This is a genomic window from Streptomyces sp. NPDC101227 (assembly GCF_044767545.1).
Classification (GTDB): Bacteria; Actinomycetota; Actinomycetes; order Streptomycetales; family Streptomycetaceae; genus Streptomyces.
In genome coordinates this window covers 433,393-459,964 of record NZ_JBIWOD010000004.1, presented here as the reverse complement: position 1 = coordinate 459,964, position 26,572 = coordinate 433,393, and the positions used below count along the sequence as shown (strand labels likewise).

Genomic DNA, 26,572 nt, shown 5'->3' with positions numbered 1-26,572 from the left:
CGGCGCGGTGGAGAGGCCTGTGGGGCGGAGAGGGGGCGCGGGCCGGGGCCGGACCCCCGTCCCGGCCCCGGCCGTCGGCTACCCGGCCGCTACTGGCTGCGCCACGGCAGCTCGGCCGATATGGAGGTCGGACCACCGTTCGGGGATTCCACGACCAGCAGGCCGTCCACGGAGCCGAGCCGCTCGGCCAGGCCCGCCAGACCGCCGCCCGTGGCGGTGCTCGCGCCGCCCCGGCCGTTGTCCGTCACCTGGAGCATGATCCGGTCCGCCGAGTGCCAGACATCGACCGTGGCGTGGGTGGCGCGGGCGTGCTTCGAGACGTTCTGCAGCAACTCGGACACGGTGAAGTACGCGATGCCCTCGATCGCCGCGGCGGGCCGGCTGTCCAGGTCGACTGCCACCGCGACCGGCACCGTGCACCGCGCGGCCAGCGCCGACAGCGCCGGGCCGAGCCCCCGGTCGGTCAGGATCGCCGGATGGATGCCGCGGGCCAGATCCCTCAGCTCCTGCAGCGCGATCTTCACCTCGCCGTGCGCCTCGTCCACCATCCGTACGGCGGCGTCCGGGTCCTCCGCCAGCTTCTCCTTGGCCAGGCCCAGGTCCATGGCGAGTGAGACGAGCCGGGCCTGTGCGCCGTCGTGCAGATCCCGCTCGATGCGCCGCAGATCGGCCGCCGCGGTGTCGACCACCACCCCGCGGTCCGACTCCAGCTCCGAGACCCGGCCGGCGAGGGAGGACGGGCCCAGCAGCCCGCGGACCATCACCCGGTCCACCTGCGTCAGCCCGTGGATCAGCCACGGCCCGGCCAGCACCAGCAGCAGACCGACGGCGCTGATGCTCCCGATTTCGACAGGCGTGTCGAGGTAGAAGCGGTTGCCGTCGACGTCGCCCCACATCTGGATGCCCGGCACCCCGAGGTACGTGGGGAACGTCCACCGCCACAGCGGATAGGCCAGCAGGCTCCAGCCGACGGCCCAGAAGGTCGTCGAGAAGACGAAGGAGAACAGCGCCCACGGGAAGTGGAAGAACGAGTAGAGGAGGTGCCGCCAGGACACCCCGCTCTTCAGTACGGCCCCGATCCACCCCATCAGGCCCGGCTTGGCGGCGCGGACCGGCTCCGGCTCGGCCACCTCGAGCCCCAGCAGCGCGCGGGCCCGCCCGCGCTCGAGAACGCCCAGCGCGCGGCAGCCGGCCAGCCCGCCGGCCAGCACCGGGATGCCCAGGAACGTGATCAGCAGGCCGGCGCCGAGCGAGATCACCGCTATCGCGTAGCTGAACATCACCGATGCGATCGGGAGGCTGAGGAAGAGATACAGGAATTCGCGCCAGGTGCGCCCGGAGAACGGGGCGCGCAGTCCCACAGGCACGTGGGAGCCGCGGGGCTGCGGTGCGTATGCGGTATCCATCGACTCGTCGTCCGTCCGTTCTGCCGTATGCGGTGGTGTTCCGGCGCCTGCCGGCTCGTGCCGCTTCGCTCTGCCTGGTGCTGTTTCATGCTGCTTAGTGCTGGTTCGAGACACTTCATGCGGATTCTTTTTCCGCTACGACAAGCGTCCGCGCTCGGCGCTGCCCGCACCATGAGGTTCAGCGCACTCTTCTCCTGGGGTTTTCCCCACCCCCGCACCTGAGGGTGAGCACACCCACCACCCCGTCCGCCCCGTCAGCTCCCGCCCGTACGCGCCCGCCACGGCAGCTCCGCCGTCACCCGCGTCGGCCCGCCGACCGGCGAATCCAGCACGAACAGCCCGTCCACCGACCCCAGCCGCTCGGCGAGCCCCGCCATCCCGCTGCCGCCGTCCAGCCGCGCCCCGCCCCGGCCGTCGTCCTCCACCTGGATCAGCAGCCGGTCCTTGACCCGCCACACCTCCACCGACGCCCGCCGCGCGGCACTGTGCTTCGAGATGTTCTGCAGCAGCTCGGAGACGGTGAAGTACGCGATGCCCTCGATGGCGGGCGCGGGCCGCTCGGCCAGGTCCACGGACGTCGTGGCGGGCACCGTGCAGCGCCCGGCCAGAGAGGTCAGCGCCGGCCCCAGCCCGCGGTCCGTCAGGATCGCCGGGTGGATGCCCCGGGCCAGATCCCGCAGCTCCTGCAACGCCAGCTTCACCTCGCCGTGCGCCTCGTCCACCATCGCCGCCGCCGCATCCGGGTCCTCCAGCAGCTTCTCCTTCGCCAGCCCGAGCCCCATGGCGAGCGCCACCAGCCGGGCCTGCGCCCCGTCGTGCAGATCCCGCTCGATGCGCCGCAGATCGGCCGCGGCGGTATCGGTGACCGTCATCCGGTCCGTCTCCAGCTCGGCGATCCGCCGCTCCAACTCGTCGGAGGGTGAGAGCAGTCCGCGCACCATCGCCCGGTCCACGTTCGACAGCCAGCGCGCCAGCCACGGCAGGGCCGGCCACGCCACGAAGAGCGAGACGAGCGTGAGGGCGAACGTGAGGACGGCCCAGGGCAGCCGGATGAACGCGAACAGCGCATGCCGCCAGGCGACCGGGTCCTTCACGCACGCCCACAACCAGGGGAAGAACCCCGTCTCCCGCGCCCGCAGCGGACTCGGCTCCTCCACTTCCACCCCGAGCAACGCCCGCGCCCGCGCCCGTTCCGCCTTCCCGTACTTCCGGCACGCCACCAGGCCGGACGCCAGCAGCGGCAGCCCGATCACCGTCACGGACAGCCCGATGCCGAGCGCCAGCCAGACCACGAGCACTACGAACGCGAGGACGTCCAGCGGGAAATTGGACAGCAGATATGCGATCTCCCGCCAGGTCCAGGCGCTGAGCGGCGCCTTGGGCGGTGGGGGTGAGGTGCCGTCTACGGCGCCATCGACAGCACTGGGCAGGGAACTCTCCGTCATACGCCCCAGCCTGCCCGGATGCGGGCCCCGGTGCCATGGGGTTCGTCGGGTGCCGGGGGTGGGGTTTCCCCCCCCCCCGGCACCCCTCATCTCCGGCATCGGTGCAGGTTGGTGGCTATCTCGTTATCGCCGGTGGTGGACACGGCGCGGCGACGGGACCGTATGGTGATGCGGTGCAGAGCGGGAGAGACGGGGCGATGGCGCGGGGTCGGGACAGCCAAGTGCTGGCGCCGGATCCCGTAGGCGGAGACCTCACCAACGGGGCGGCCGGTCCCCTCGACGTCCGCGGCTGGGGCTGGGGCGAACGAACCAGTACCTGGACGGCGGTGACGACCGGTGTGCTGCTTGCGGCGCTCGCCGGCGTCTGCGCGGTCATCTGGTACGGCAGCGGCGCCGCCCTCTGGCTCGCGGGTGCCGCCGTGCTCGTCGCGGCCGCCGGAGCGGCAACCGGCCTGGTGGCCGGGCGGCCGGGCCACCGCGCACCGGGCGTCGCCCTGTTGCTGCTCGGCGGCGCGCTCGGACTGGTCGCCTCCTGGTACGCGGTCACCGGCGGCACCGCTCGACTGGCCACCGTAGGGCTGACCGTCGCCGCCGTGTTCGCGCTCCTCGGACTCTGCACGCCACTGGGGCGCGGCGGCCTGACCGGTGCCGCCTCGATCGCGCTCGCGGTGGGCGCCTGGGAGCTCGGCCTCGCGCTGACCACCCCCGCCCGCACGGGAGTTGCCCTCGGCTTTGTCTCCGTCCTCGTCCTCGGATATCTGCCGCGGTACGCGCTGACGACCGCCGGACTGACCCGACTGGACGACCGGCGCTCCGGTGGCACGCCGGTCAGCAGGCACCAGGTGACGGCCGCGCTGGGCGCCACCCATAGGGGACTGGCCCTGGCCACGGTGGCGATGGCGGCCTCGGCCGGCGCGGCGGGGGTGCTGGCGGTGGACACGCCCGGCCTGTGGACCGTGCTCGCCGCGCTGCTGCTCTGCGTCGTACTGCTCTCGCGGGCGCGCGCCTACCCGCTGGCGGTCGAGGTCGTCGCGCTGCTGGCGGCCGGAACCGCCGTATGCGTACGGCTCGTTCTGCTCTGGGCGACGGCGGACGGTGCCGGGCCGGCCGGCGCACTGGTGCTGCTGGGCGTGCTGGCGGCGCTGCCGGTGGCGATGCTCGCGGTACGGGTGCCGGAGTCCCTGCGGGCGCGGCTGCGGCGATGGCTGGATCTGGTCGAGTCGGCCGGCGTGGTGGCGCTGATCCCGGTGGCCCTGGGGGCCTTTGGGGGCTACACCTTGCTGCTGGGCACGTCCTGACCCGCAAGGCTTCGGAGGGAAAATGTCAGCGGAAGCGAGCCCCGGAGTGAATACGCCCGGGGGAGCGGAGCCGGGTCGACCGGGCGTGTCGTTGAGGAAGCGGGAGGGAGGTCTCGATTCGGTGAGCACGACTTCGAGCGCGAACGCGGGCATTGGCACGCGTCCGAGCGCGATGGCGAGTACAGGGGACGGGGCCGGGCCGATGCCTGCGTTGGCCGCGGAAGCTGCGCCCGCTGCTCCGGAGGCGCCCGCTGCCCCGGCTGCGCACGGGGCGCCCGGCGGCCCGTCGGCTCCTGTCTCTGCTCCTGCTGCCTCTGGCCCCGCCCCTGCTCCCGCGGCGGCCGATGCCCCGGCCACGTCCGGTGCGCAGGCCCCCGTGCCGATGTCCGCCCCGCCGATGCCCCCCACGCCGACGGCCCCGCCGTCGCAAGCCCCCGGCATGCCGCCGCACGCTCCGACGGCTCCCGCCGCGTCGGCCGCTGCCCCGGCGGCCTCCGCGCCATCGGCCTCAACGGCATCGCCCTCCATGTCGTCGCCCTCCGCGCCGTCGCCCTCCGCGCCGTCGTCCTCCGTGCCGTCGGCCCCCATGCCGTCCGCTTCCGCCCCGTCCGCCCCGTCCGCCCCGTCCGCCCCGTCCGCCCCGTCCGCCCCGTCCGCCCCGTCCGCCCCGTCGGCCCCGTCGGCCCCGGCCCCCGGGCGCTACGGCCGCTCCGGCCTGCCGGCCCGCACCCCGGTCTCCGTCCCCCTCCTGCCGCCCGAGCTGGCCGGCGGGCAGTCCAAGCCGCGCCGCGGTGACCCGCTGGCCAGGCGGGCCGGGCGGGCGCTGCGGCGGGTGTTCGCGTCGTCCCCGGCCGCCGAGACGGCCGCCATTACCCAGGCCGCGTACGCCATCCAGCAGCCCGTGACCACCGGTCGGCAGATCGCCGTCTCCAGCATCCGCGGCGGTGCGGGCAAATCCACCGTCGCCGCCCTGCTGGCGCTCACCTACGCGCACTACCGCCCCGACCCGGTGCTCGCCGTGGAGGCCGATCCGGCGCTCGGCACGCTGCCGCACCGCCTCGGTGCCCGGGAGGTGCGCTGGTCGGGCAGCGATCTCGCGGAGATCGTCGACCCCTCGATGCTGATCACGGACCTGACCGGCTATCTCCTGCCGTTCGCGGGCGGCGGCTGGCTGCTGCCCGGCAGCCAGGGCGCCATCGGGACCCGGCTGGACCTCGACACCTACCGGGTCGTGATGACCTCCTTGCGCCGTCACTTCGCCACCACCGTGGTCGACTGCGAGACGCTGCCCGCCGAGGTGGCGCGCACCGCCCTGGTGACGACTCAGGCGCGGGTGCTGGTCACCCCCGCGACCCCGGAGGGCGTGGCGGCCACCCGTTCCGTACTGAACTGGGTCGGCGGGCTGCACCCCGGCCTGCTGCCGACCACGGTGGTCGTGCTCACGCACTCCTCGCCCGACGCCGGTCTCGACATACGCAAGGCGGCCGAGCATCTGGGCGGCGGGGGAGCGGCGGTGCTCGCATTGCCGTACGACCGCCACCTGGCGGCGGGCGGCGCCATCCGCACGGAACTGCTGGGCGAGCGGACGCGTGAGGCGGCGGCCCGGATCGCGGCCGAGGTGATGGACCGCGCCGTCTCGCGGGACAGGCGGCACGCCCCGTCCGCGCAGGCCCAGTCGCACCAGGCCGCCGCCCAGTCCCTACAGGCGGCCCAGTCTCTGCAGGCCGCGCAGTCCCCGCCGGGATATCCCCAGCAGACGCATCTCCACCAGACGCATCCCCGGCAGGCGTTTCCCCAGCAGGTGGTTCACGCCCCGGGGCAGCCGCCCTTCATCCCGCAGGCCGCCGCCGCCGGGCCCGCGCCCGCAGGGCCGTACGCGTCCCAGGGGCCCGCACCCGTGCCGCCGCAGTCGATGCCGCAGCCGACCCCGGCGCCCCGTCCCGCCCCGGACCCGGTGGCCCACCCCGCCTCCCAGCAGGCGCCGCCCTCCGTGCCCCAGGCGGCGGCGCAGGCCCACCCGCAGTCCACGCAGCCGTCAACCGCGACCCCAGCCCGGCCGCCGGCCGCCACCGACCCCGGCGCGCCCGACGGCCTCAGCCCGTTCGACGGCGGCCCCATACGCTGAGTCCAGAGCCGCATCGTCCGGTCCGTGAGACAGTCGCTGAGACAATCGGCGATGGCGTCTACGCTGCCGGCCACCCAGGTAGGGCGAAGTAGGGACAAGCCCACCGTCCGCGACGACGCGGCCGCTCAGCGCGGCCGGGGCAGGGCCTAGACTCCGGTCCGTACAGATCGTCGAAGTCGTTGAACAAGCGCAGTCAGGGAGCGAGGGGCGGACGTGCCGGACACGACCGTACGCACCACCATCGCCGCGGATTACTTCCAGGGCTACTCGGTCGTCGGACTCATCGCCGTGATCGGCGTGCTTTTCGTGGCCGTGGCCTTCGGGGCCGGGCGGCTGCTGCGGCCTGTCGTGCCGACGCCCGAGAAGCTGCTGACGTACGAGTGCGGCGTGGACCCGGTCGGCGAGGGCTGGGCGCACACCCAGGTCCGCTACTACGTCTACGCATTCCTCTACGTCATCTTCGCCGTCGACTCGATCTTCCTGTTCCCCTGGGCGACGATCTTCGCCGCCCCCGGTTTCGGCGGCGTGACGCTGGTGGAAATGTTCATCTTCCTCGGCTTCCTCGCCGTCGGCCTGCTCTACGCATGGAAGAAGGGCGTCCTGGAATGGACGTGAACCCCGTCTCCAACGGATCCGCAGCGGCGGCCGAGGGCGCCGTCCCCCAGTACCTGCCGGAGCCCCGGCGCCTGGGCACGCTGGCCCGGCTCGCGCCCGAACCGATGAAGGTGGTCCTCAACTGGGGCCGCCGCTACAGCCTGTGGGTCTTCAACTTCGGCCTGGCCTGCTGCGCCATCGAGTTCATCGCCGCGTCCATGGCCCGGCACGACTTCATCCGGCTCGGCGTGATCCCGTTCGCGCCCGGCCCGCGCCAGGCCGACCTGATGGTCGTCTCCGGCACCGTCACCGACAAGATGGCGCCCGCGGTCAAGCGGCTCTACGAGCAGATGCCCGAGCCGAAGTACGTCATCTCCTTCGGCGCCTGCTCCAACTGCGGCGGCCCCTACTGGGACTCGTACTCCGTCACCAAGGGCGTCGACCAGATCATCCCGGTCGACGTGTACGTGCCTGGCTGCCCGCCGCGGCCGGAGGCGCTGCTGCAGGGCATCCTCAAGCTCCAGGAGAAGATCGCGCGCGAGTCGCTGGGCGAGCGGTACGGACACGGTGGCGGCGCCCGGCCCTCGGCGGCCGCGCTGCGCAGCGGACTGGTGGCGCCACCGGCACCCAAGGCGGCGGGGGAGGGACCCCGATGAGCGAGCAGAGCGAGACGCCCGAACAGCGGCCCGTTGATCAGGTGGCCGAGCAGCCCGTGGAGCCCGCCGAGCCCGCTCCCGAGCCGGTCGTCGGCTGGCTGCCGCGGCCCGCGAGCGAGATCTTCGGCGCGGGTGCCACGGCGGAGGAGGCGTACGACCTGCTGACGGTCGACGTCCCCATGGACGCCTGGCTCACCGCCCTGACGGCCGCCCGCGACGACCTCGGCTGCACCTACTTCGACTGGCTGAGCGCCGTCGACGAGCCCGGCACCGGCTTCCGGATCTGCGCGCACCTTGCGGATGTGGCGCACCCCGGGACCGTCCGCCGGCTGATCGTCCGTACCACCGTGCCGCACGAGGCCGCCGCGCTGCCCACCGCCGTGGGCGTGTTCGCGGGCGCGGCCTGGCACGAGCGCGAGACCCACGAGATGTTCGGCGTGGACTTCACCGGCCACCCGCACCTCGTACCGCTGCTGCTCCCGGACACCTTCGAGGGCCATCCGCTGCGCAAGGACTTCGTGCTGGCGGCGCGGGTCGCCAAGGCGTGGCCCGGCGCCAAGGAGCCGGGGGAGTCCGAGCACGGCGGGCCCAAGCGGCGGCAGATGCTGCCGCCGGGCGTGCCCGATCCGAACGAGTGGGGTCCGCTGAAGGGCCAGCTGCCGCCTGCGCCCGCGCGGCCGGCACGGGGCGCGCGGGCCGCGGGTGCCGCCGCGGGCGAGCGCCCGGCGCGGCGCACGCGGACGGCGGGCGCGGGCTCGGCGAGCCAGGCGGCGGCGGGTACGGCGGGCGAGACCGCCGAGGCTCCGGCGGCCGGGGCGGGTACCGACCGTCCGGAGCGTCCGGCGCGCCCGGCGCGGCGTACCCGGTCGGTGAGCGAGGGCTCGGCCGGCCAGCAGGCGGCGGACGCGGCAGGCGAGACTGCCGACGCCCCGGCGACGGAGACGCCGGCGAACGAGGCACAGGCGACGGAGACCCCGGCGAACGAGGCCGCGCCGCGCTCGTCCGACGCTCCCTGGCACCACGCCCGCCCGGCCTTCGACGAGACGGCGAAGAAGCCTGAGACGGCGAAGAAGCCCGAAACGGCTGAAATGCCCGAAGCCAAGCCCGAGCCCGGATCCAAGCCCGAGCCCGAAGCCAAGCCCGGAGCAGACAACGCCGGCGACAACACCAGCGACACCAGCGACACCGCGAACAACAACTCCAACGACCACGACCGCACCCAGGCAGGAGGCGACACCCCATGAGCGACACCCTGGACATCGCCCTGCGCCTCATCGCCGTCTTCGTCGTCTTCCTCGTCTTTCCGCTGGTCATCGGGCAGACCGAGCACAAGGTCATGGCCCATATGCAGGGCCGCCTCGGCCCCATGTACGCGGGCGGCTTCCACGGCTGGGCGCAGCTGGTCGCGGACGGCGTCAAGTTCGCGCAGAAGGAAGACGTCGTTCCGGCGGGCGCCGACCGGAGGATCTTCCAGCTCGCGCCGGCCGTCGCGCTGCTTCCGTACCTCCTGGTCCTGATCGCCGTACCGATCGGCCCGCACAACGCCGTGGGGCAGGACCTCGACGCGGGCATCTTCTTCGTGCTCGCGGTCATGGGCGTCGGCGTGCTCGGCTCGCTGATGGCGGGCTGGGCGTCGGCGAACAAGTTCTCGCTGCTCGGCGGCCTGCGGACGGCCGCGCAGCTGCTGGCGTACGAGCTGCCGATGCTGCTCGCCGCCGCGTCCGTCGCGATGGCGGCCGGCACGCTCTCCCTGCCGGGCATCCTGGAGGCGTTCCACTGGTGGTGGGTGCCGTGGCAGATCGTCGGCGGCGTCGTCTTCTTCACCGCGGGACTCGCCGAACTCCAGCGCCCGCCGTTCGACATGCCGGTCGCCGACTCGGAGATCATCTTCGGCGCGTACACCGAGTACACCGGGCTGCGCTTCGCGCTCTTCCTGCTGGCCGAGTACGCGGGCATCGTCGTTCTCTGCGCGCTGACCTCCGTCCTCTTCCTCGGCGGCTGGCACGGCCCGTTCGGCCTCGACGGCCTGGGCTGGCTGTGGACGCTGCTGAAGACCGCGATCCTCGCCTTCGGCGTCATCTGGCTGCGCGTCACCTACCCGCGCCTCCGCGAGGACCAGCTGCAGAAGCTCGCCTGGACGGTCCTCATCCCGCTCGCCCTCGCCCAGATCGCCCTCACCGGCGTCATCAAGGTGGTGATCTCGTAATGGGCATGCCTGGCAAGGGCCTCGCCAAGGGCCTGGCCGTCACTCTGCGCACGATGACGAGGAAGTCCGTCACCGCGCAGTACCCGGACGTCCAGCCCGACCTCGCGCCGCGCACCCGCGGCGTCATCGGGCTGCTCGAGGAGAACTGCACGGTCTGCATGCTGTGCGCCCGCGAGTGCCCGGACTGGTGCATCTACATCGACTCCCACAAGGAGACGGTGCCGCCCGCCGCGCCCGGTGGCCGCGAGCGCAGCCGTAACGTGCTGGACCGCTTCGCCATCGACTTCGCGCTGTGCATGTACTGCGGCATCTGCATCGAGGTCTGTCCGTTCGACGCGCTCTTCTGGTCGCCGGAATTCGAGTACGCCGAGACGGACATCCGCGAGCTCACGCACGAGCGCGACAAGCTCCGCGAGTGGATGTGGACGGTGCCCGAGCCGCCCGCGCTCGACCCGGCGGCCGAGGAGCCCAAGGAGATCGCCGCCGCCCGCAAGGCCGCGGACAAGCTCGCCGCCCAGCAGGCGGCCGAAGCCCAGGAGGCCGCCGAAGCCCGGGGACAGGCCCAGGACACCAAGGAGGAGGGAACGTGACGCTCGCCGCCACCGCGCTCGGCCACGGCTTCCTTTCGCCCACCGGTGTCGAGATCGCCTTCCTCCTGGTCGGCATCGCGACCCTCGGCGCGGCCGTCGTCACGGTCACCACCAAGCAGCTGGTGCACGCCGCCCTCTGGCTGGTGGTCACCCTCGGCGGGGTCGCCGTCGAGTACCTCCTGCTCACCGCGGAGTTCATCGCCTGGGTGCAGGTGCTGATCTACGTCGGTTCCGTGGTCGTCCTCCTGCTCTTCGGACTGATGCTGACGAAGGCGCCCATCGGCCGTTCCCCGGACGCCGATTCCGGCAACCGCTGGGCCGCGCTCGTCGTGGCCGTCGGCGCGGCCGGCGCGCTGGTCTGGGTCGTCGTCGACGCCTTCCGGGCCACCTGGATCAACCTCGACGGCGCGGTCCAGGGCTCCACCGAGGCCTCCGGGCGCACCCTCTTCCAGTACTGGGTGCTGCCCTTCGAAGCGCTGTCCGTGCTGCTGCTCGCCGCGCTCGTCGGCGCGATCGTGCTGTCCCGCAGGACCGGCGACGACAAGGCCCCCGCGGCGGCCCTCCGGAACAGCGCCTCCCGTGCCCCCGCCCCGCGAGAGGACCAGCGCTGATGCATCTCGCCTACCCGGCCGTCCTCGCCGTCCTCCTCTTCTGCACCGGTCTGTACGGCGTGCTCGCCCGCCGCAACGCGATCCTGGTGCTGATGTCCGTCGAGCTGATGCTCAACGCCGTCAACCTCAACCTCGTCGCCTTCGACGTCTGGCTGCGCGACACCCTGCACGCCGGCCAGGCGCTGACCCTTTTCACCATCGCCATCGCCGCCGCCGAGATCGGCATCGGCCTGGCGATCGTGCTGCTCGTCTACCGCAACCGCGGCAGCTCCGACATCGACCGGCTCCGTGACCTCGCGGAGCGGCCGGACGGCGGAGACGCCACGGATCACGGCGCGCAGCCGCAGCCGGAAACCCAGGCGGAGGCCACCGCGTGACGCTCACGACCACCGCCGTCCTCGTCCCCCTCCTGCCCTTCCTCGGGGCCGTCGCGGGCTTCCTCCTGGGGCGGCGCACGCCCGGGTTCGTACGGCCGCTGGCCGTCCTGCCCACGCTCGCCGCGGCCGCGCTCGCGGTGTCCGTCGCCGTCGAGCAGGGCGGCGGCCCGGCCACCGACGTCGCCACCGAGCTCACCCCGACCGGCTCGATCCCCATCGACCTGGCCCTGCACATCGACGGCTTCGCCGCGCTGATCGCCGTCCTGGTCGGCGTCGTGGCGACCTGTGTGCAGATCTACTCCACCGGCTATCTGCGCGACGACCCGCGCTACCCCTCCTACGCCGCGCTGGTCTCCCTCTTCACCTCCGCGATGCTGCTCGTCGTCTACACCGGCGACCTGATGGTGCTGCTGGTCGGCTGGGAAGTCATGGGCATCTGCTCGTACTTCCTCGTCGGCCACTACTGGGAGACCGAGGCCGCCCGCGCCGCCTCCCTCAAGGCCTTCCTCGTCACCAAGCTCGGCGATGTCCCCTTCCTCTTCGGCATCTTCGCGCTGGCCGCCGACGCCGGGACCTTCCGGATCACCGGCATCCTCGGCCAGGTCGCCGACGGCGGCCTGGACCACCCGACGCTGATCGCGCTGCTGCTGCTGGGCGGCGTCGCGGGCAAGTCGGCGCAGTTCCCGCTGCACACCTGGCTCCCGGACGCGATGGCCGGCCCGACGCCCGTCTCGGCGCTGATCCACGCCGCGACGATGGTCGCCGCCGGTGTCTATGTCGTGGCCCGGCTCCTCCCCGTCTTCGCCGCCTCCGCGGCGGCCCTGGTCGTGCTCGCCGTCATGGCCGCGATCACCATGGTCGGCTCCGGCCTGGCCGCCCTCGCCCAGGACGACATCAAGCGCGTCCTGGCCTATTCGACGGTCGGCCAGCTCGGCTACATGCTGGGCGCGCTGGCCGTCGGCGACCGCGGCGCCGCCGTCTTCCACCTCCTGACGCACGGTGCGTTCAAGGCCCTGCTCTTCCTCGGCGCGGGCGTGATCATCCACGCCGCCGGTACGAACTCGCTGGCCGCCATGTCCCGGATGAGCGGGCTGTCCCGGCGCATCCCGGACGCCTACTGGACGGTGACCGTGGCGCTGCTCGCGCTCGCCGCGATCCCGCCGTTCGCCGGCTTCTTCTCCAAGGAAGCCGTCCTCGGCGCCGCGGAGCACGCCGCCACCGGTGGCGCGCACGGAATTCCCGGCGCGGCCGGCTGGACCGTACTGATCGCCGGAATGCTCACCGCCCTCCTCACCGCGGCCTACGCCGCCCGTCTGTGGCTGCTCGCGTTCAAGGGCAAGGGCACCGAGGTCCCGGACCACGGCCCCCAGCCGGTTGTCATGAACGCCATGCTCTGGGTGCTGTTCCTCCCCACCGTCGCGCTCGGCCTGGCAGGCCCCTATCTGCCCGACTGGTTCGACGGGCGCTCGCTCACCCCCACGCTCAACACCTCCGTCCTGGGCACCGGCCTCGCCCTCATCGGCGGCCTGGTCACCTACGCCGCCTGGCGGCACACCAGCGCCCTCGCCGCCCGCGCCCCCCTCGGCGCCGTCGCCGTGGCACCCGAAGCCGCCCCCGGCCTCGCCGAGGAGCTGGCCATCGAGAGCCACGCCCCCGCCTACGGCGATGCCGCCGGCGCCCCGGACCCGGCCGACCCCGGCCGTCTCCTCCTCGGCCCGCTCCACCGCCATGCGGCCGTCGGCTTCCATCTCGACGCCGTCTACTCCGCGCTGTTCGTCCGGCCCGTACGCGCCGCCGCCACGCTCGTCGCCTTCCTCGACCGCGAGGTCGTCGACACCTACGTGCGCGGCGCGGGCGCCGCCCCCCGCTGGCTGGGCGCCGCCGTCCGCCGCGCCCAGACCGGCAATGTGCAGACCTATCTCGGCGCCCTGCTGGCGGGCTCGCTCGTCCTGGCCCTCGCCGCCGTCCTCATCGCTACGGGCACGGGAGCCTGACCGTGCTGCCATCCCCCGGGGGCCGACCCCCGCACCCCCAGCCGACAGCCCTCGTGGCCTGCCTCGCCGGAGCCGAAACCCTGAGGAGGGCCTGACCCGTGAATCACACCGCTATGCAGCTTCTCCTCGCGGGCGTCGTCGTACTCCCCCTCATCGGCGCGCTCGCCGCGCTGCTCCCGGCCCCGCCCGGCCTCCGGGGCCGCAACCCCGACCAGGCCGTACTTCGCCACGGCGTGACCGTCACCGGAGTCGTCCTCGCCGCCACCATCGCGCTGGCCATCGGCTTCGACCACGACCAGCCGGCCCGTATGCAGGCGACCACCGACATCAGCTGGATCCCGGCGCTCGACATCCGCATCCATCTCGGCGTCGACGGCATCTCGCTCCCCCTTGTCGTCCTGACCGCGCTGCTGACCTTCCTCTGCGCGCTCTACAGCTACTTCAAAATGCCAACGGGCCCGTCACCCAAGGCATTTGTGGCCCTGCTGCTCACCCTTGAGGCCGGCACCCTCGCCACCTTCGCCGTCCTCGACCTGATGCTCTTCTTCCTCGCCTTCGAGATGGTCCTCATCCCGATGTACTTCCTCATCGCCCGCTGGGGCGGCGCCGGAAAGCAGGCGGCGGCCTGGAAGTTCATCCTCTACACGCTGCTCGGCTCGGTCGTCATGCTGCTCGGCCTCCTCCTCATCGGCGTGAAATCCGGCACGTTCGACATGGTCGCACTCGCCACTGACAACGGCCCGAAAGCCCAGCTCAGCCACACAGTTCAGCTTCTGGCGGTGCTCGCGATCGGCATCGGACTGGCCGTCAAGGCCCCGATGTGGCCGCTGCACAGCTGGCTGCCGGACGCGCACACCGCGGCCCCCACCGTCGGCTCCGTGCTGCTGGCCGGCGTCCTGCTCAAGATGGGCACGTACGGATTCGTCCGCATCGCGCTGCCGATCACGCCCGAGGGCATGCACACCTTCGCGCCGTACCTCGCCGCGCTAGCCGCCATCGGCATCATCTACGGATCCCTCGCCTGCCTCGCCCTCGTCCGCAAGGGCGCCAAGGGCGACCTCAAGCGCCTGATCGCCTACAGCTCCGTCGGCCACATGGGCTTCGTCCTCCTCGGCATCGCGAGCATGACCCCCACCGGCGTCAACGGCGCGCTGTTCGCCAACATCGCCCACGGCCTGATCACCGGCCTGCTGTTCTTCCTCGTCGGCGCCCTCAAGGACCGCTACGGCAGCTCCGACCTCGACACCCTCGCGGGCAGCACCGGTGCCGCCCTGTACGGCAAGGCCCCGCGCTTCGGCGGACTGCTCGCCTTCGCGGCCGTCGCCTCGCTCGGCATCCCGGGCCTCGCCGGTTTCTGGGGCGAGATGCTCGCGATGTTCGGCGCCTTCCGCCCGGCCGCGGGCCTCAGCCGCCCCGCCTTCCTGACGTTCATGATCCTGGCCGGCCTCGGCACCCTGCTGACCGCCGCCTACCTGCTGCTCGTCGTCCGCCGCGTCTGCATGGGCGGCCACCTGGCGGCCGAGGCGGCACCCGGCGAAGAGCCGCTGTCCATGGAGACGCCCACGCCCGTCATCCCCGACATCGCGCGCCACGAATACGCGGCCTGGACCCCCCTCGCCGTCCTCACCGTCCTCGCCGGACTGTGGCCCGCGGCCCTCCTCGGCCTCACGAACCCGGCCGTCCAGCAGCTCCTCGGAGGCGGTAAGTGATGAGCTCGGTCACCTCTCTGGTCCAGTCCGTCGACTGGCTCGCCATCGCGCCGCCCACCATCGCGGCGGCCGTCGCCCTGGTGGTGCTCGTCGCTGACCTGTTCCTGCCCACCACCAGGAAGCCGCTGCTCGGCTGGGTGGCGACCGGAGGCCTCGCGCTGGCCGCGCTCTCCCTGCTCCCTCTCCTGGGCGGCGACCGCCGCACCTTCTGCCTCACGGGCCACCCGGATGTGTGCAGTTACGTGGCCGACCCGTTCGCCCTCGTCATCCAGTTCCTGGTGCTGGCCGGGGCGCTGCTGACCGCCCTGCTCTCCATCGACACCATCAAGGACCACGACCTGCCCACCGGCGAGTACTGGTTCCTGCTGCTCTCCTCGGCGGCCGGCGCGGCCCTGCTGCCCGCCTCCCGGGACCTGGCCACCCTGGTCATCGCCCTCGAAGTGGCCTCGCTGCCCGCCTTCGCCCTGGTCGGACTGCGGCGCGGCGACCGGCTCTCCTCCGAGGCGGCCCTGAAGTTCTTCCTCTCCTCGGTGGCCGCCACCGCCGTGATGCTGATGGGCGTCAGCTTCCTGTACGCCGCCACCGGGAGCCTCCACCTCTCCCGGGTGGCGCACACCCTCACCGACCTCCCCGACCCCCGGCTGGCCACCCTCGCCACCGCCGGCGTCGCGCTCACCCTCGTCGGCTTCGCCTTCAAGACCGCGGCCGTCCCGTTCCACTTCTGGGTGCCCGACACCTACGTCGGCGCGCCGCTGCCCATCGCCGCCTACCTCTCCGTGATCGGCAAGGCCGTCGGCTTCTCCGGCCTGATCCTGGTCACGGTCCAGGGCTTCCCCTCGTACGCGAACGTCTGGGGCCCGGCGCTGGCCGTCCTGGCCGCGCTCACCATGACCGTCGGCAACGTCGCCGCGCTCCGCCAGGACCCGCGCCGCGCGCACAGCGCCGTACGGCTGCTCGCCTGGTCCTCGGTCGGCCAGGCCGGCTACCTCCTGGTCCCCATCGCGGCGGCCGGCTACGCCGACCACCCGGCGCGGGCCATCGGCTCCACCGTCGCCTACGCCCTGATGTACGGCGCGGTGAACCTCGGCGCCTTCGCCGTCGCCGCCCTGGTGGCCCGCACTTCCCCCGCCAACCGCATCAGCGACTACCGGGGCCTGTACGCCCGCCGTCCCCTGGTGGCGCTCGCCCTCGGCTTCTTCCTGCTCTGCCTTGCGGGTCTGCCCCCGGGCATCATCGGCCTCTTCGCCAAGGTGACGGTGTTCTCGGCGGCCGTCGACGCGGGCCTGGCCTGGCTCGCCGTCGTCATGGCCGTCAACGTCGTGATCGCGCTCTACTACTACCTCCAGTGGACGGCGGTCCTCTTCCGGGGCGCCGAGGCCACCGAGGCCGCTCCCGCGGACCACCCCGCGCCGCGCGCCAAGATCCCGGCCGCCCTGACCACCGCCATCGCCCTCGCCTCGGTCCTCGGCATCGTCCTCTCCGGCGCCCCGCAGCTCGTCCTGCGCTTCGCCTCGGGGGCGCTCCTCTAACCGGCCGCACAAGGGGGCGTCCGCCCGGCGCCCCCACCCGAAAGGCCCCAAGCCCGACAGGCCTCGCCGGCCGCTGCCTGCCCGGTGTCCGGCCGCCACCCGGCACCGCGCCACGCGGGCCGGGGAACCACCCCTCCCCATCTCGCGTTGACCAGTGAGTAAGGGTCCACTGGAGAGTGGAGTAAGCAGCACAGGGTTCCCCTGCCGCACCGCTTGGAGGGCGTACCGTGCACCGCCGGCACAACGGGCTCAGGACCGCCGTACTCCTCGGGGGACTGTCCGCACTCATCATCGTCATCGGCAGCCTCTTCGGCCGTACGGGCCTGATCATCGCCGTCCTCGTCGCCCTGGGCACCAACGCCTACGCGTACTGGAACAGCGACAAACTGGCACTCAGGGCCATGCGGGCCCGCCCCGTCAGCGAATTCGAGGCCCCCGGGCTCTACCGCATGGTCCGCGAGCTCTCCACTGCCGCCCGCCAGCCCATGCCGCGCCTGTACATCTCCCCGACCCAGGCCCCCAACGCCTTCGCTACCGGCCGCAACCCGCGCAACGCCGCGGTCTGCTGTACGGACGGCATCCTCCAGCTCCTCGACCAACGCGAACTGCGCGGCGTCATCGGCCATGAGCTCAGCCATGTCTACAACCGCGACATCCTCATCTCCTCAGTGGCGGGCGCGCTCGCCTCCGTCGTGATGTTCCTCGTCAACTTCGCCTGGCTGATCCCGATAGGCAGAAGCGACGACGACGAGGGCCCCGGCATCGTCGGCATGCTCCTGATCATGATCCTCGGGCCGGTCGCGGCCGCGCTCATCCAGCTGGCCGTCAGCCGCTCCCGCGAGTACCAGGCGGACGCCTCGGGCGCCCAGCTCACCGGCGACCCGCTCGCCCTGGCCTCCGCCCTGCGCAAGCTGGAGACCGGCACCCAGCAGCTGCCGCTCCCGCCCGAGCCGCGCCTGGAGACGGCCGGCCACATGATGATCGCCAACCCGTTCCGGGCGGGCGAAGGCATGTCCAAGCTCTTCTCCACCCACCCCCCGATGCGCGAACGCATCGCCCGCCTGGAAGAAATGGCGGGCCACCGGCCCTGACGGTCACCCCGTCCCCGGCCTGCCAGAGGCTCTCCTGCCTCAGCTGAACTTCCGGAAGCCCCACGCCTGGTAGGGCTCGCCGCACTCGGGGCCGAGGGCCAGCCGCTGCGGGTAAATCCTCAGCGGGCTCGGGCCGAGCCGCATGGGCTCCCCGTCGACCCCGATGAAGAAGGTGTCCGGCTCCGGTCCGGGCGACAGCTTCCAGGCGCGCGGCTCGGGCCGCAAAAGGGAGATCCCGCGCAGGCCGGGCTCGCCTTCGTAGCTGACGAACGCCGGCGCATCCGGAATCCCGATGCTGTGCCCGCCGTTGCCGTCGCCCATGACCCGCCACTCCTGCGCCGCCCCGCCGCCCGGGGGGAGCAGGACGACCGGCGAACCGGGGCGCGCCTCCCACGCGGTGAGCCGCTGCCCATGGGCGAACTCGATCCGGTAGACACCGTCGGAAATGCCGGCCACGTCGCGTCCCTTCGCCGATCGGTCGGACCGTCGCCCTCCCTCACCGGACCCCCTGCCCGCCGTACGAGGGCGGAACCGCCTTCCCACCGCGTGCGACGGCCACTGCCCGGACCGCCGCGGCCCGCTCTCGTCGTCCGGCGCGCGATGATGAATGATCGAACCAGTCCCCTCCGATCGCGGCGCCGGCATCGCAACGGTTCTCGCCGGAAGGCGCGTCTACCAGGTCGGACCGATTCTCCGAAGCGCCCGTGGAAGGCTGCCGATCATGAAGCTCATCCTCAACCTCATCTGGCTCGTCCTCAGCGGCTTCTGGCTGGCGATCGGCTACGTCGTCGCCGGCATCATCTGCTGCGTACTGATCATCACCATTCCGTTCGGGATCGCCAGCTTCCGCATCGCGGGCTACGCCCTGTGGCCGTTCGGCCGGACCACGGTGGAGCGCCGCGACGCCGGCGCCGGCTCGGTGGTCGGCAACGTCATCTGGATCGTCTTCGCGGGCTGGTGGCTGGCCCTGGGGCACATCGTCACCGGTATCGCGCTGTGCGTGACGATCATCGGGATCCCGTTCGGCATCGCCAACTTCAAGATGATCCCGATCTCCCTGCTGCCCCTGGGCCGCGAGATCGTCCCCACGGACCAGCCGTTCGCCACGCGGTGACCGCCCGCCTCGCCATCAGGCCCGTACGAGCCCCCGAGGCCCCACGAACCGCTTGAACCCCAGCGGTTCCACGCCCTCCAGGCCCGCGATGAAGCCCATCACCGCCCCGCCGCTCTGCAAGGCGGAATCGATCACGCGCTGATGGGCTTCCGCGGACGTCCACTCGCTGTAGTTGATGACCTGACGGCCGTCCTCGCTGATGTGGAAGTGCGAGCCGAACGCGCCCTCGCCGCTCTGCCGGCCGCCGAACATCTCCATCAGACCGTCGACGAGCCGCCGTGCCGCCTCGTGCCCCGTCGTCCGGAACGCGACCCGTATGACGCAGCCCACCGCCCCCGGTGCGTCCTCGGCCAGCAGGCTGCGGTACAGCCGGAAGCGGCCGGGTCCGGCGTCGCCGTCGTCCCCGACGCCGTCCAGGACCGCCGAGACCCGCTCGCGCGGCCCGCTCTCCCCGGCGCCCCGTACGAACTCCTGGTGCGCCGCGTGGCGGGTCCACTGGCCGTAACCGAGGATGCTCCGGCCGTCCGTCCCCGTGAACAGCACCCGCGAGAGCAAGCCCTCCGGCGGCGGCGTCTCCCCCCACTGGCGGGCCACGCCGTCCACGAGCGCCCGTTGGCCCTCGGGGCTGCCCGCGTCCCATTCGCCGATCAGTACGGCACCGGCATCCGGCCGCCGGATCACGGGAAAGGCGTCCGTCAGGAAGGGGCCGCGCGGGCCCGGACGGGTGACCTGCTGCAAAGTGCTCTGCCGTGAAATGCCCTGCTGTGAAGTCATGGCCACACCCTGCAACCTCAATCAATATTGAGGTCAAGCGTCGCCGTGGAGCCTCCGGAAACACCGGTGGGGCGGCACACCGAAACGCGCCGCCCCATCCCTGGCACCCGGAATCCGGGCTCCTACCGGTAATTCACGAACTGAAGCGCGAAGTCCAGGTCCTTCCCCTTCAGCAGCTGCTGCACCGACTGCAGGTCGTCCCGGCTCTTCGAGCTGACCCGCAGTTCGTCGCCCTGCACCTGCGCCTTGACGCCCTTGGGGCCCTCATCGCGGATGATCTTGGCGACCTTCTTGGCGTTGTCCTGCGAGATCCCCTCCTCGATCGAGGCGAAGATCTTGTACTCCTTGCCCGAGGCCTGCGGCTCGCCGGCGTCCAGCGCCTTCAGCGAGATCCCGCGCTTGACCAGCTTGGTCTGGAAGATGTCGAGTACGGCCTTCACGCGCTCCTCGGCGTTCGCCCGCATCTCGATCTTCTCGCCCGACCACTCGATCGAGGCGCCCACGCCCTTGAAGTCGTAGCGCTGCGAGATCTCCTTGGCGGCCTGGTTGAGGGCGTTGTCGACCTCCTGCCGCTCGACCTTCGAGACGATGTCGAAACTGGAGTCGGCCATGTTGAGTTGGCTCCTCATACGTAGATCCGTCAGGGGTGCGGACCGTCCCCGGGCCGCCTGCCAAGCCTAGCCACCCGGCCAAGATCCAGCGCTTCGGAATCGAGTGGCGGACCACCCCCAGCCATCGGGTATGGTTTACGTCGTTGCCACAGAGCACCGCCCCAAAGCGGGACTCCCGGCAGCAAACCCTGGCGGTGTGCCCGAGCGGCCAAAGGGAGCAGACTGTAAATCTGCCGGCTTCGCCTTCCCAGGTTCGAATCCTGGCGCCGCCACAGGTAGTGGAACGGCCCCTGATCTGCGGAAACGCAGATCAGGGGCCGTTTCCTTTGTGCCTCGGCCAGGCAGGGGCGTTCATGGATCTCCGGTGATTCGCGCTGATGGGGGCGCCCGGGTGGGCTGTTCCCCGGGCCCGTCGATTTCCCCGCCTATATCCACCTTCGCCGTACGGCGTACGGCACCCCCGGGCGGCCGCTCCGGGGGTGACCCGCCGCGGCTGAGCCCGTACACCGTCCGGCGCCGGCCGCGCGGCGGCGCTACCGCGCGCCCCTTGCCGACCGGACCCCGCCGGCCGGCAGTGACGGGGCCTCAGTGCGCCGCCACGTTCCGCACCGCCTCCGGCACCGGCACATCGCCCCCGATGAGCTCCAACGTCCGCCCCGCGGTGGCCGGTTGGCCGAGCAGCTCCGCCAGGACCGCCGCCACATCGTCGCGGGACACCTCGCCGCGGCCGGTCGCATCGGCCAGCGTCACCCGGCCCGTCCCGGGCTCGTTCGTCAGCCGGCCCGGCCGCAGGATCGTCCAGTAGAGGCCGGCCCGCGCCCGTACGTCCGCGTCCGCCGCCCCCTTGGCCCGCAGGTACGCCGCGAAGACCGGGTCGGTGCCCTCCGGCGGCTCGCGGTCCGCGCCCATCGAGGAGATGACGAGGAAGCGCCGTACGCCCGCCGCCTCGGCCGCGTCCGCGAAGAGCGCCGCGGCGCCGCGGTCCACGGTGTCCTTCCGCCCGGCGCCGCTGCCCGGACCGGCGCCCGCCGCGAAGACGGCCGCGTCCGCGTCCTGCAGATGCCGCGCCACATCCTCCACCGACGCCGACTCCAGGTCGCAGACCACCGGTTCGGCGCCCGCGGCCAGCAAGTCGCCGGCCTGTTCCGGCCGGCGGATGATGCCCGCGACCTCGTCCCCGCGCCCGGCGAGCAACCGCTCCAGCCGCAGCGCGATCTGACCATGTCCACCTGCGATGACAATGCGCATGATCCCGACCGTACGCCGAAGTGCCCCCGCACACCGCAGGACCCGGCGACGCCACCTCGGTGCTTCAGCGCTGCGACTGCCGCGGCAGCTCCAGCGCCACCTCCGCCGCCGAGTCGCAGTACTCGCGCACCGCGCTGGTACGGGCGACCACCCGGCCACGGTGCACCACAACCCGGCTGTACGCGAGCGAGAGCACCCCGGCGATCCGCTCGCCCCGTACGGCCAGCAGCTCCGCCGGGAAGCCCGCCTCGACCCGTACCTCCGGCAGGCCCAGCGTCGCCCGCGCCGCCGCGCTCACCGTCTCGTACGCGGCCTCGGGCGTGGCCTCCCCGAGGGACGCCAGCAGATACGCGGCCTCCAGGGGGTCGCCGCGCCCCACCGGGTTCGCCACGTCCCGCAGCGCCCCGCTGCCCGCCGCGACCCGTACCCCGGCCGCGCGCAGCAGCCGTACGGGGGCGGGCCGGGCCACCCGGGAGCCGTGGCGTTCCAGGCCGGTGCAGTCGCCCTGAGGCAGGCAGACGACGGCGACGTCCGCGGCGGCGAGCTGTTCGGCGACCCGGGCCGCCACGCTCCGCGGCATCCGCGCCATCCCGGCGCACGGCCCGAGCGCTACGCCCGGCCGCAGTCCGCCGGCCATCGCCGCGAAGCGGGACAGCCGCGCCGGATCGTCACCGTCCGTATGGAGGTCAACCGGGCAGCCGTGCTCGCCGGCCACGTCCAGGACCGTCTCGACGTACCCGGCCGGATCGGGGTCGAGGTCCGGGCAGCCGCCGATGACCGTCGCGCCCATCTTGACGGCGTCCCGCAGCATCGCCAGCCCGTCCGCGCCGGCCACCCCGGTCAGTACGCGCGGCACCGCGACCGCGGCCAGATCGGCCAGCCCGCGCAGCGCCCGGCGGGCCCGCAGTACGGCCTGCAGCGAGCGCAGCCCCTGCACATCGCCGATCCGGACATGGCTGCGGGAGGCGGTGGCGCCGTGCCCGAGCTGTAGCAGCGCGGCCTCCGTCGTACGCCGCTGGACGTCCTCGGGGGAGTCGGAGGCGGGGCCGTCGGTGTCGGCGGTCAGCGCGGTGTCGCAGTGCGCGTGCGGTTCGGCGGGGGCGGGGAGCAGCAGATAGCCGGCGAGGTCGACGCGGGAGCCCTGTGGGGCGAGGCTGCCGGCGGTCCCCACTGCCTCGATGCGTCCGCCGCCGAGCCGTACGTCCACCGTCCGGCCGTCGGCCAACCGGGCGCCGCACAGGACCAATGCGCCCGCGTCCGACCTGGCATGCCTGCCGCCGTTCGGCTTTCCCCGCTTACCCGGCTGTGGCTGCTGCGGTGAACTGCTGTCGGACATCGCGCTCCTCGAAGGCACGGGCGTGCAAGATCACGCAGCGGTGTTCCGAGAGTAGGGGGCCGCCGGGAGAGCATCGCGCAGGCGCGAAATAGTCGTACCGGTGTGGTGCGGGGGGGCGGTTGGTGCGCGGCCCGGATACGGATTTCACCTTTGGCTGCGGGCCGTGTAATGTCTTCATCGCTCGCCCCAATAGCTCAGTCGGCAGAGCGTCTCCATGGTAAGGAGAAGGTCTACGGTTCGATTCCGTATTGGGGCTCTGATGTGTGAGGTTCCCGCCTTCGGGCGGGGCCCCTCGCATCGCAGCGGTGTAGCTCAGTCGGTAGAGCAAGCGGCTCATAATCGCTGTGTCACCGGTTCAAGTCCGGTCACCGCTACTGACAGTAGCCGATTGTGGGGTCGGTCCTCCGATCGGCTACTCTTTTATGCGTTAATCCGACCACCCGTCCGTCCAAGGAGCACTCACGTGGCTGCCACCGACGTCCGCCCGAAGATCACGCTGGCCTGCGTGGAGTGCAAGGAGCGGAACTACATCACCAAGAAGAACCGGCGTAACGACCCGGACCGACTTGAGATGAAGAAGCACTGCCCTCGTTGCAACTCGCACACCGCGCACCGCGAGACGCGATAACCAAGGCTCGTCCGTGAGGCCGTCCCCATTTTTGGGGGCGGCCTCACGGCGTTGAATCACCGCATCAGTACAGGGAGGTTGCGAGCCCATGGCGCTCGATCCGTCTTTTGTCGGACGCACGTACCCGCCCACCGACCCGTACGAGGTCGGCCGGGAAAAGATTCGCGAATTCGCGGAGGCGATCGGGGACACCAACCCCGCATACATCGATACCGAAGCCGCCAAAGCGCTCGGGCATCTCGATGTGATCGCGCCGCCGACATTTGTGTTTGCGATCACATTCAAGGCCGCCGGGCAGGTGGTCGAGGACCCGCAACTGGGCCTGGATTACAGCCGGGTGGTGCACGGCGACCAGAAGTTCGCCTACACCCGGCCGGTACGCAGCGGTGACCGGCTGACCGTCACCTCCACCATCGAGGCCATCAAGTCCATGGCGGGCAACGACATCATCGACATCCGCGGCGAGGTGCACGACGAGGCGGGCGAGCACGTGGTGACCGCCTTCACCAAGCTGGTGGCCCGCGCCGCCCAGGAGGCCTGAGATGACCGCCAAGATTTCCTATGACGACGTCGAGGTCGGCACCGAACTCCCGGCGCGGTCCTTCCCCGTGAGCCGCGCCACCCTCGTCCAGTACGCGGGCGCCTCCGGTGACTTCAACCCGATCCACTGGAACGAGAAGTTCGCCAAGGAGGTCGGCCTGCCGGACGTCATCGCGCACGGCATGTTCACCATGGCCGAGGCGATCCGGGTGGTCACCGACTGGGCCGGCGACCCGGGAGCGGTCGCCGAGTACGGCGTGCGCTTCACCAAGCCCGTCATCGTCCCGAACGACGAGACCGGCGCACTCGTCGAGGTCAGCGCCAAGGTGGCCGCCAAGCTGGACGACGAGGCCCGCACGGTGCGGGTCGACCTCACCGCGATAAGCGCGGGCCAGAAGGTGCTGGGCATGTCCCGCGCCGTGGTCCGCCTGGCCTGACCTGCACGGAGCGCGAGCGGGGGCGGCCGGACAGGGATTGTCGGACCGTCCCCGTACCCTTGGCCGGGTGCAGGAACTCCATGACGCTCCCCTCGCCCCGCTGACCACCTTCCGCCTCGGTGGCCCGGCGACCCGTCTCGTCACGGCCACCACCGACGACGAGGTGATCGCGGCCGTCCGCGCGGCCGACGACGCCGGCATCCCGCTGCTGATCATCGGCGGCGGCTCCAACCTCGTCATCGGCGACAAGGGTTTCGACGGCACGGCCCTGCGCATCGCCACCAGCGGCTTCACGCTGGACGGCACGGCCCTGGAGCTGGCCGCCGGCGAGAACTGGTCCGACGCGGTCGCCCGCACCGTAGAGGCCGGGCTGGCCGGTATCGAGTGCCTGGCCGGCATCCCCGGCTCGGCGGGCGCCACCCCGATCCAGAACGTCGGCGCGTACGGCCAGGAGGTCTCCGCCACGATCACCGAGGTCGTCGCCTACGACCGCCGGGCGGGCGAGACCGTCACCCTCACCAACGAGGAATGCGGCTTCTCCTACCGCCACAGCCGCTTCAAGCAGCACCCCGACCGCTTCGTGGTGCTGCGGGTGCGCTTCGCCCTGGAGGACGCCGGAGGCCTCTCCGCGCCCCTGAAGTACCCCGAGACGGCCCGCGCCCTCGGCGTCGAGGCGGGCGACCGGGTCCCGGCGGCCGTCGCCCGCAAGACCGTGCTGGCGCTGCGCGCGGGCAAGGGCATGGTGCTGGACGCCGACGACCACGACACCTGGTCGGCCGGATCCTTCTTCACCAACCCGATCCTCACCGATGCCGAGCACGCGGCCTTCCTCGAGCGCGTCCGGGACCGGCTCGGCCCCGATGCCGTGCCCCCCGCCTTCCCGGCGGGGGATGGCCTGGTGAAGACCTCCGCGGCCTGGCTCATCGACCGGGCCGGCTTCACCAAGGGCTACGGCAGCGGCCCGGCCCGTATCTCCACCAAGCACACCCTCGCGCTGACCAACCGCGGCGCGGCCACCACCGAGGACCTCCTGGCGCTGGCCCGCGAGGTCCGCGACGGCGTGCACGCGGCCTTCGGCGTCACCCTCGTCAATGAGCCGGTCACGGTGGGCGTCAGCCTCTAGAAGGGCGCCTACGGGCCCACCAGGGCCGCTACGCCGCCAGCCAGGCGTCGATGCCCGCCAGGAGTCGCCGGCGCTCGTCCTCGGGCGCCTGCGAGCCGCGGACCGACTGCCGTGCCAGCTCGGCCAGCTCCGTGTCCGAGAAGCCGTGTGCGGTGCGGGCGATCTCGTACTGGGCGGCCAGCCGCGCGCCGAACAGCAGCGGGTCGTCCGCGCCCAGCGCCATCGGCACCCCGGCCTCGAAGAGCGTCCGCAGCGGTACGTCCTCCGTCTTCTCGTACACCCCCAGCGCCACATTCGACGCCGGGCAGACCTCGCAGGTCACCCCGCGCTCGGCCAGCCGCGCCAGCAGCGCGGGATCCTCCGCCGCCCGTACGCCGTGCCCGACCCGGCCCGCATGCAGATCGTCCAGGCAGTCCCGCACGCTCGCCGGCCCCGACAGCTCGCCGCCGTGCGGCGCCGCCAGCAGCCCGCCCTCCCGGGCGATGGCGAAGGCCCGGTCGAAGTCCCGGGCGAAACCGCGGCGTTCGTCGTTGGACAGTCCGAAACCGACGACGCCCTGATCCGCGTACCGCACCGCGAGGCGGGCCAGCGTCCGGGCGTCCAGGGGATGCTTCATACGGTTCGCGGCCACCAGCACGCGCATGCCCAGCCCGGTGTCCCGGGAGGCCCGCTGCACCGCGTCCAGGATGATCTCCAGCGCCGGGATCAGCCCGCCCAGCCGCGGCGCGTACGAGGTCGGGTCCACCTGGATCTCCAGCCACCCCGACCCGTCCCGGACGTCCTCCTCGGCGGCTTCGCGCACCAGCCGCTGGATGTCCTCCGGCGAGCGCAGACACGACCGGGCGATGTCGTACAGCCGCTGGAAACGGAACCAGCCGCGCTCGTCGGTGGCCCGCAGCCGGGGCGGCTCGCCGCCCTTGAGCGCGTCCGGCAGATGGACGCCGTATTTGTCGGCGAGCTCCAGCAGGGTCGTGGCCCGCATCGAACCCGTGAAGTGCAGGTGCAGGTGGGCCTTCGGCAATTGACGCAGATCACGAATGCGCTCCATCTGGAGATCTTGCCGTATGCGGGCGGTACGCCGGTAGGCCCCGGCCCCGAACGAAGGGACCGCCGCAAAAGAGTGCGGGTCC

The 26,572-nt window shown here is 72.4% G+C and carries 26 protein-coding genes and 3 tRNA genes; 21 read left to right on the top strand and 8 right to left on the bottom strand.

Annotated elements, in window-relative coordinates; genetic code table 11:
* Positions 1-89 precede the first annotated feature (89 nt).
* Positions 90-1,406, bottom strand: a complete 1,317-nt coding sequence (locus ACIRPT_RS11730) for a sensor histidine kinase (RefSeq protein WP_403825552.1) — start codon at positions 1,404-1,406, stop codon at positions 90-92.
* A 254-nt stretch (positions 1,407-1,660) separates the two neighbouring features.
* Entirely contained in the window at positions 1,661-2,851 is a 1,191-nt protein-coding gene (locus ACIRPT_RS11725; RefSeq protein ID WP_403825549.1) for a sensor histidine kinase, read from the bottom strand.
* Between the two features lie 173 nt (positions 2,852-3,024).
* On the opposite strand from ACIRPT_RS11725, the gene ACIRPT_RS11720 reads away from it, so the two are divergent.
* From ACIRPT_RS11720 to htpX, 13 genes are all read left to right on the top strand, one after another.
* Positions 3,025-4,149, top strand: coding sequence for a secretion protein snm4 (locus ACIRPT_RS11720; protein ID WP_403825546.1), 1,125 nt, complete (start codon positions 3,025-3,027; stop codon positions 4,147-4,149).
* Positions 4,150-4,735: 586 nt separating this feature from the next.
* Positions 4,736-6,274: a hypothetical protein gene (locus ACIRPT_RS11715; protein WP_403825543.1), complete on the top strand. Its 1,539-nt coding sequence runs from the start codon at positions 4,736-4,738 to the stop codon at positions 6,272-6,274.
* Positions 6,275-6,487: 213 nt separating this feature from the next.
* Positions 6,488-6,889 (top strand): NADH-quinone oxidoreductase subunit A, encoded by a 402-nt coding sequence (locus tag ACIRPT_RS11710; protein WP_403505763.1) that lies wholly within the window; start codon positions 6,488-6,490, stop codon positions 6,887-6,889.
* On the top strand, positions 6,880-7,524 hold the full coding sequence (locus ACIRPT_RS11705; protein WP_403825540.1) for an NADH-quinone oxidoreductase subunit B: 645 nt from the start codon (positions 6,880-6,882) through the stop codon (positions 7,522-7,524). The genes ACIRPT_RS11710 and ACIRPT_RS11705 overlap by 10 nt, the downstream gene beginning before the upstream one ends.
* Positions 7,521-8,768, top strand: a complete 1,248-nt coding sequence (locus ACIRPT_RS11700) for an NADH-quinone oxidoreductase subunit C (protein WP_403825537.1) — start codon at positions 7,521-7,523, stop codon at positions 8,766-8,768. The genes ACIRPT_RS11705 and ACIRPT_RS11700 overlap by 4 nt, the downstream gene beginning before the upstream one ends.
* On the top strand, positions 8,765-9,730 hold the full coding sequence (locus ACIRPT_RS11695; protein WP_403825534.1) for an NADH-quinone oxidoreductase subunit H: 966 nt from the start codon (positions 8,765-8,767) through the stop codon (positions 9,728-9,730). The genes ACIRPT_RS11700 and ACIRPT_RS11695 overlap by 4 nt, the downstream gene beginning before the upstream one ends.
* Positions 9,730-10,320, top strand: a complete 591-nt coding sequence (locus tag ACIRPT_RS11690) for a NuoI/complex I 23 kDa subunit family protein (RefSeq protein WP_403825531.1) — start codon at positions 9,730-9,732, stop codon at positions 10,318-10,320. The genes ACIRPT_RS11695 and ACIRPT_RS11690 overlap by 1 nt, the downstream gene beginning before the upstream one ends.
* Positions 10,317-10,931 (top strand): NADH-quinone oxidoreductase subunit J, encoded by a 615-nt coding sequence (locus ACIRPT_RS11685; protein ID WP_403505749.1) that lies wholly within the window; start codon positions 10,317-10,319, stop codon positions 10,929-10,931. The genes ACIRPT_RS11690 and ACIRPT_RS11685 overlap by 4 nt, the downstream gene beginning before the upstream one ends.
* Complete coding sequence (gene nuoK, locus ACIRPT_RS11680; RefSeq protein WP_403505746.1) at positions 10,931-11,308, top strand: NADH-quinone oxidoreductase subunit NuoK; 378 nt, start codon at positions 10,931-10,933, stop codon at positions 11,306-11,308. The genes ACIRPT_RS11685 and nuoK overlap by 1 nt, the downstream gene beginning before the upstream one ends.
* A complete protein-coding gene (locus tag ACIRPT_RS11675; protein WP_403825529.1) occupies positions 11,305-13,302 on the top strand; it encodes an NADH-quinone oxidoreductase subunit L in 1,998 nt (665 codons plus the stop codon). The genes nuoK and ACIRPT_RS11675 overlap by 4 nt, the downstream gene beginning before the upstream one ends.
* Positions 13,303-13,415: 113 nt before the next feature.
* A complete protein-coding gene (locus tag ACIRPT_RS11670; RefSeq protein ID WP_403825905.1) occupies positions 13,416-15,011 on the top strand; it encodes a NuoM family protein in 1,596 nt (531 codons plus the stop codon).
* Positions 15,011-16,540, top strand: coding sequence for an NADH-quinone oxidoreductase subunit N (locus tag ACIRPT_RS11665; protein WP_403825527.1), 1,530 nt, complete (start codon positions 15,011-15,013; stop codon positions 16,538-16,540). The genes ACIRPT_RS11670 and ACIRPT_RS11665 overlap by 1 nt, the downstream gene beginning before the upstream one ends.
* A 227-nt stretch (positions 16,541-16,767) precedes the next feature.
* Complete coding sequence (gene htpX, locus ACIRPT_RS11660) at positions 16,768-17,631, top strand: zinc metalloprotease HtpX (RefSeq protein WP_403825524.1); 864 nt, start codon at positions 16,768-16,770, stop codon at positions 17,629-17,631.
* Positions 17,632-17,670: 39 nt separating this feature from the next.
* On the opposite strand, the gene ACIRPT_RS11655 is transcribed toward htpX, so the two are convergent.
* On the bottom strand, positions 17,671-18,087 hold the full coding sequence (locus tag ACIRPT_RS11655) for an RICIN domain-containing protein (protein ID WP_403825521.1): 417 nt from the start codon (positions 18,085-18,087) through the stop codon (positions 17,671-17,673).
* Between the two features lie 265 nt (positions 18,088-18,352).
* Here ACIRPT_RS11655 and ACIRPT_RS11650 point away from each other — a divergent pair, with 265 nt between their 5' ends.
* A complete protein-coding gene (locus ACIRPT_RS11650) occupies positions 18,353-18,745 on the top strand; it encodes a YccF domain-containing protein (protein WP_403505731.1) in 393 nt (130 codons plus the stop codon).
* Between the two features lie 15 nt (positions 18,746-18,760).
* On the opposite strand, the gene ACIRPT_RS11645 is transcribed toward ACIRPT_RS11650, so the two are convergent.
* Positions 18,761-19,519: a hypothetical protein gene (locus ACIRPT_RS11645; RefSeq protein WP_403825518.1), complete on the bottom strand. Its 759-nt coding sequence runs from the start codon at positions 19,517-19,519 to the stop codon at positions 18,761-18,763.
* A gap of 122 nt (positions 19,520-19,641) precedes the next feature.
* On the bottom strand, positions 19,642-20,130 hold the full coding sequence (locus ACIRPT_RS11640) for a YajQ family cyclic di-GMP-binding protein (RefSeq protein ID WP_403825515.1): 489 nt from the start codon (positions 20,128-20,130) through the stop codon (positions 19,642-19,644).
* Positions 20,131-20,320: 190 nt separating this feature from the next.
* On the opposite strand from ACIRPT_RS11640, the gene ACIRPT_RS11635 reads away from it, so the two are divergent.
* Positions 20,321-20,402, top strand: a tRNA-Tyr gene (locus ACIRPT_RS11635).
* Positions 20,403-20,715: 313 nt separating this feature from the next.
* On the opposite strand, the gene ACIRPT_RS11630 is transcribed toward ACIRPT_RS11635, so the two are convergent.
* Together ACIRPT_RS11630 and ACIRPT_RS11625 are read right to left on the bottom strand one after the other, a co-directional pair.
* Positions 20,716-21,378, bottom strand: a complete 663-nt coding sequence (locus ACIRPT_RS11630; RefSeq protein ID WP_403825512.1) for an NAD(P)H-binding protein — start codon at positions 21,376-21,378, stop codon at positions 20,716-20,718.
* A 64-nt stretch (positions 21,379-21,442) separates the two neighbouring features.
* Positions 21,443-22,714: an amidohydrolase family protein gene (locus tag ACIRPT_RS11625; RefSeq protein ID WP_403505719.1), complete on the bottom strand. Its 1,272-nt coding sequence runs from the start codon at positions 22,712-22,714 to the stop codon at positions 21,443-21,445.
* A 183-nt stretch (positions 22,715-22,897) separates the two neighbouring features.
* Here ACIRPT_RS11625 and ACIRPT_RS11620 point away from each other — a divergent pair.
* From ACIRPT_RS11620 to ACIRPT_RS11595, 6 genes are all read left to right on the top strand, one after another.
* Positions 22,898-22,970 (top strand) — tRNA-Thr (locus tag ACIRPT_RS11620).
* A 45-nt stretch (positions 22,971-23,015) separates the two neighbouring features.
* Positions 23,016-23,088 (top strand) — tRNA-Met (locus ACIRPT_RS11615).
* An 89-nt stretch (positions 23,089-23,177) separates the two neighbouring features.
* Positions 23,178-23,342, top strand: coding sequence for a 50S ribosomal protein L33 (gene rpmG, locus ACIRPT_RS11610; RefSeq protein ID WP_006604855.1), 165 nt, complete (start codon positions 23,178-23,180; stop codon positions 23,340-23,342).
* 88 nt (positions 23,343-23,430) lie between these two features.
* Positions 23,431-23,883 (top strand): MaoC family dehydratase N-terminal domain-containing protein, encoded by a 453-nt coding sequence (locus tag ACIRPT_RS11605; protein WP_403505716.1) that lies wholly within the window; start codon positions 23,431-23,433, stop codon positions 23,881-23,883.
* 1 nt (position 23,884) lies between these two features.
* Entirely contained in the window at positions 23,885-24,319 is a 435-nt protein-coding gene (locus ACIRPT_RS11600; protein WP_403825507.1) for a MaoC family dehydratase, read from the top strand.
* A gap of 67 nt (positions 24,320-24,386) precedes the next feature.
* Positions 24,387-25,442 carry a UDP-N-acetylmuramate dehydrogenase gene (locus tag ACIRPT_RS11595; RefSeq protein ID WP_403825504.1) on the top strand — a complete coding sequence of 352 codons (1,056 nt, stop codon included), beginning with the start codon at positions 24,387-24,389 and terminating at the stop codon, positions 25,440-25,442.
* Between the two features lie 28 nt (positions 25,443-25,470).
* Here the strand turns inward: ACIRPT_RS11595 and ACIRPT_RS11590 are convergent, their stop codons facing one another.
* Positions 25,471-26,490 (bottom strand): adenosine deaminase, encoded by a 1,020-nt coding sequence (locus tag ACIRPT_RS11590; RefSeq protein ID WP_403825501.1) that lies wholly within the window; start codon positions 26,488-26,490, stop codon positions 25,471-25,473.
* Positions 26,491-26,572 lie beyond the last annotated feature (82 nt).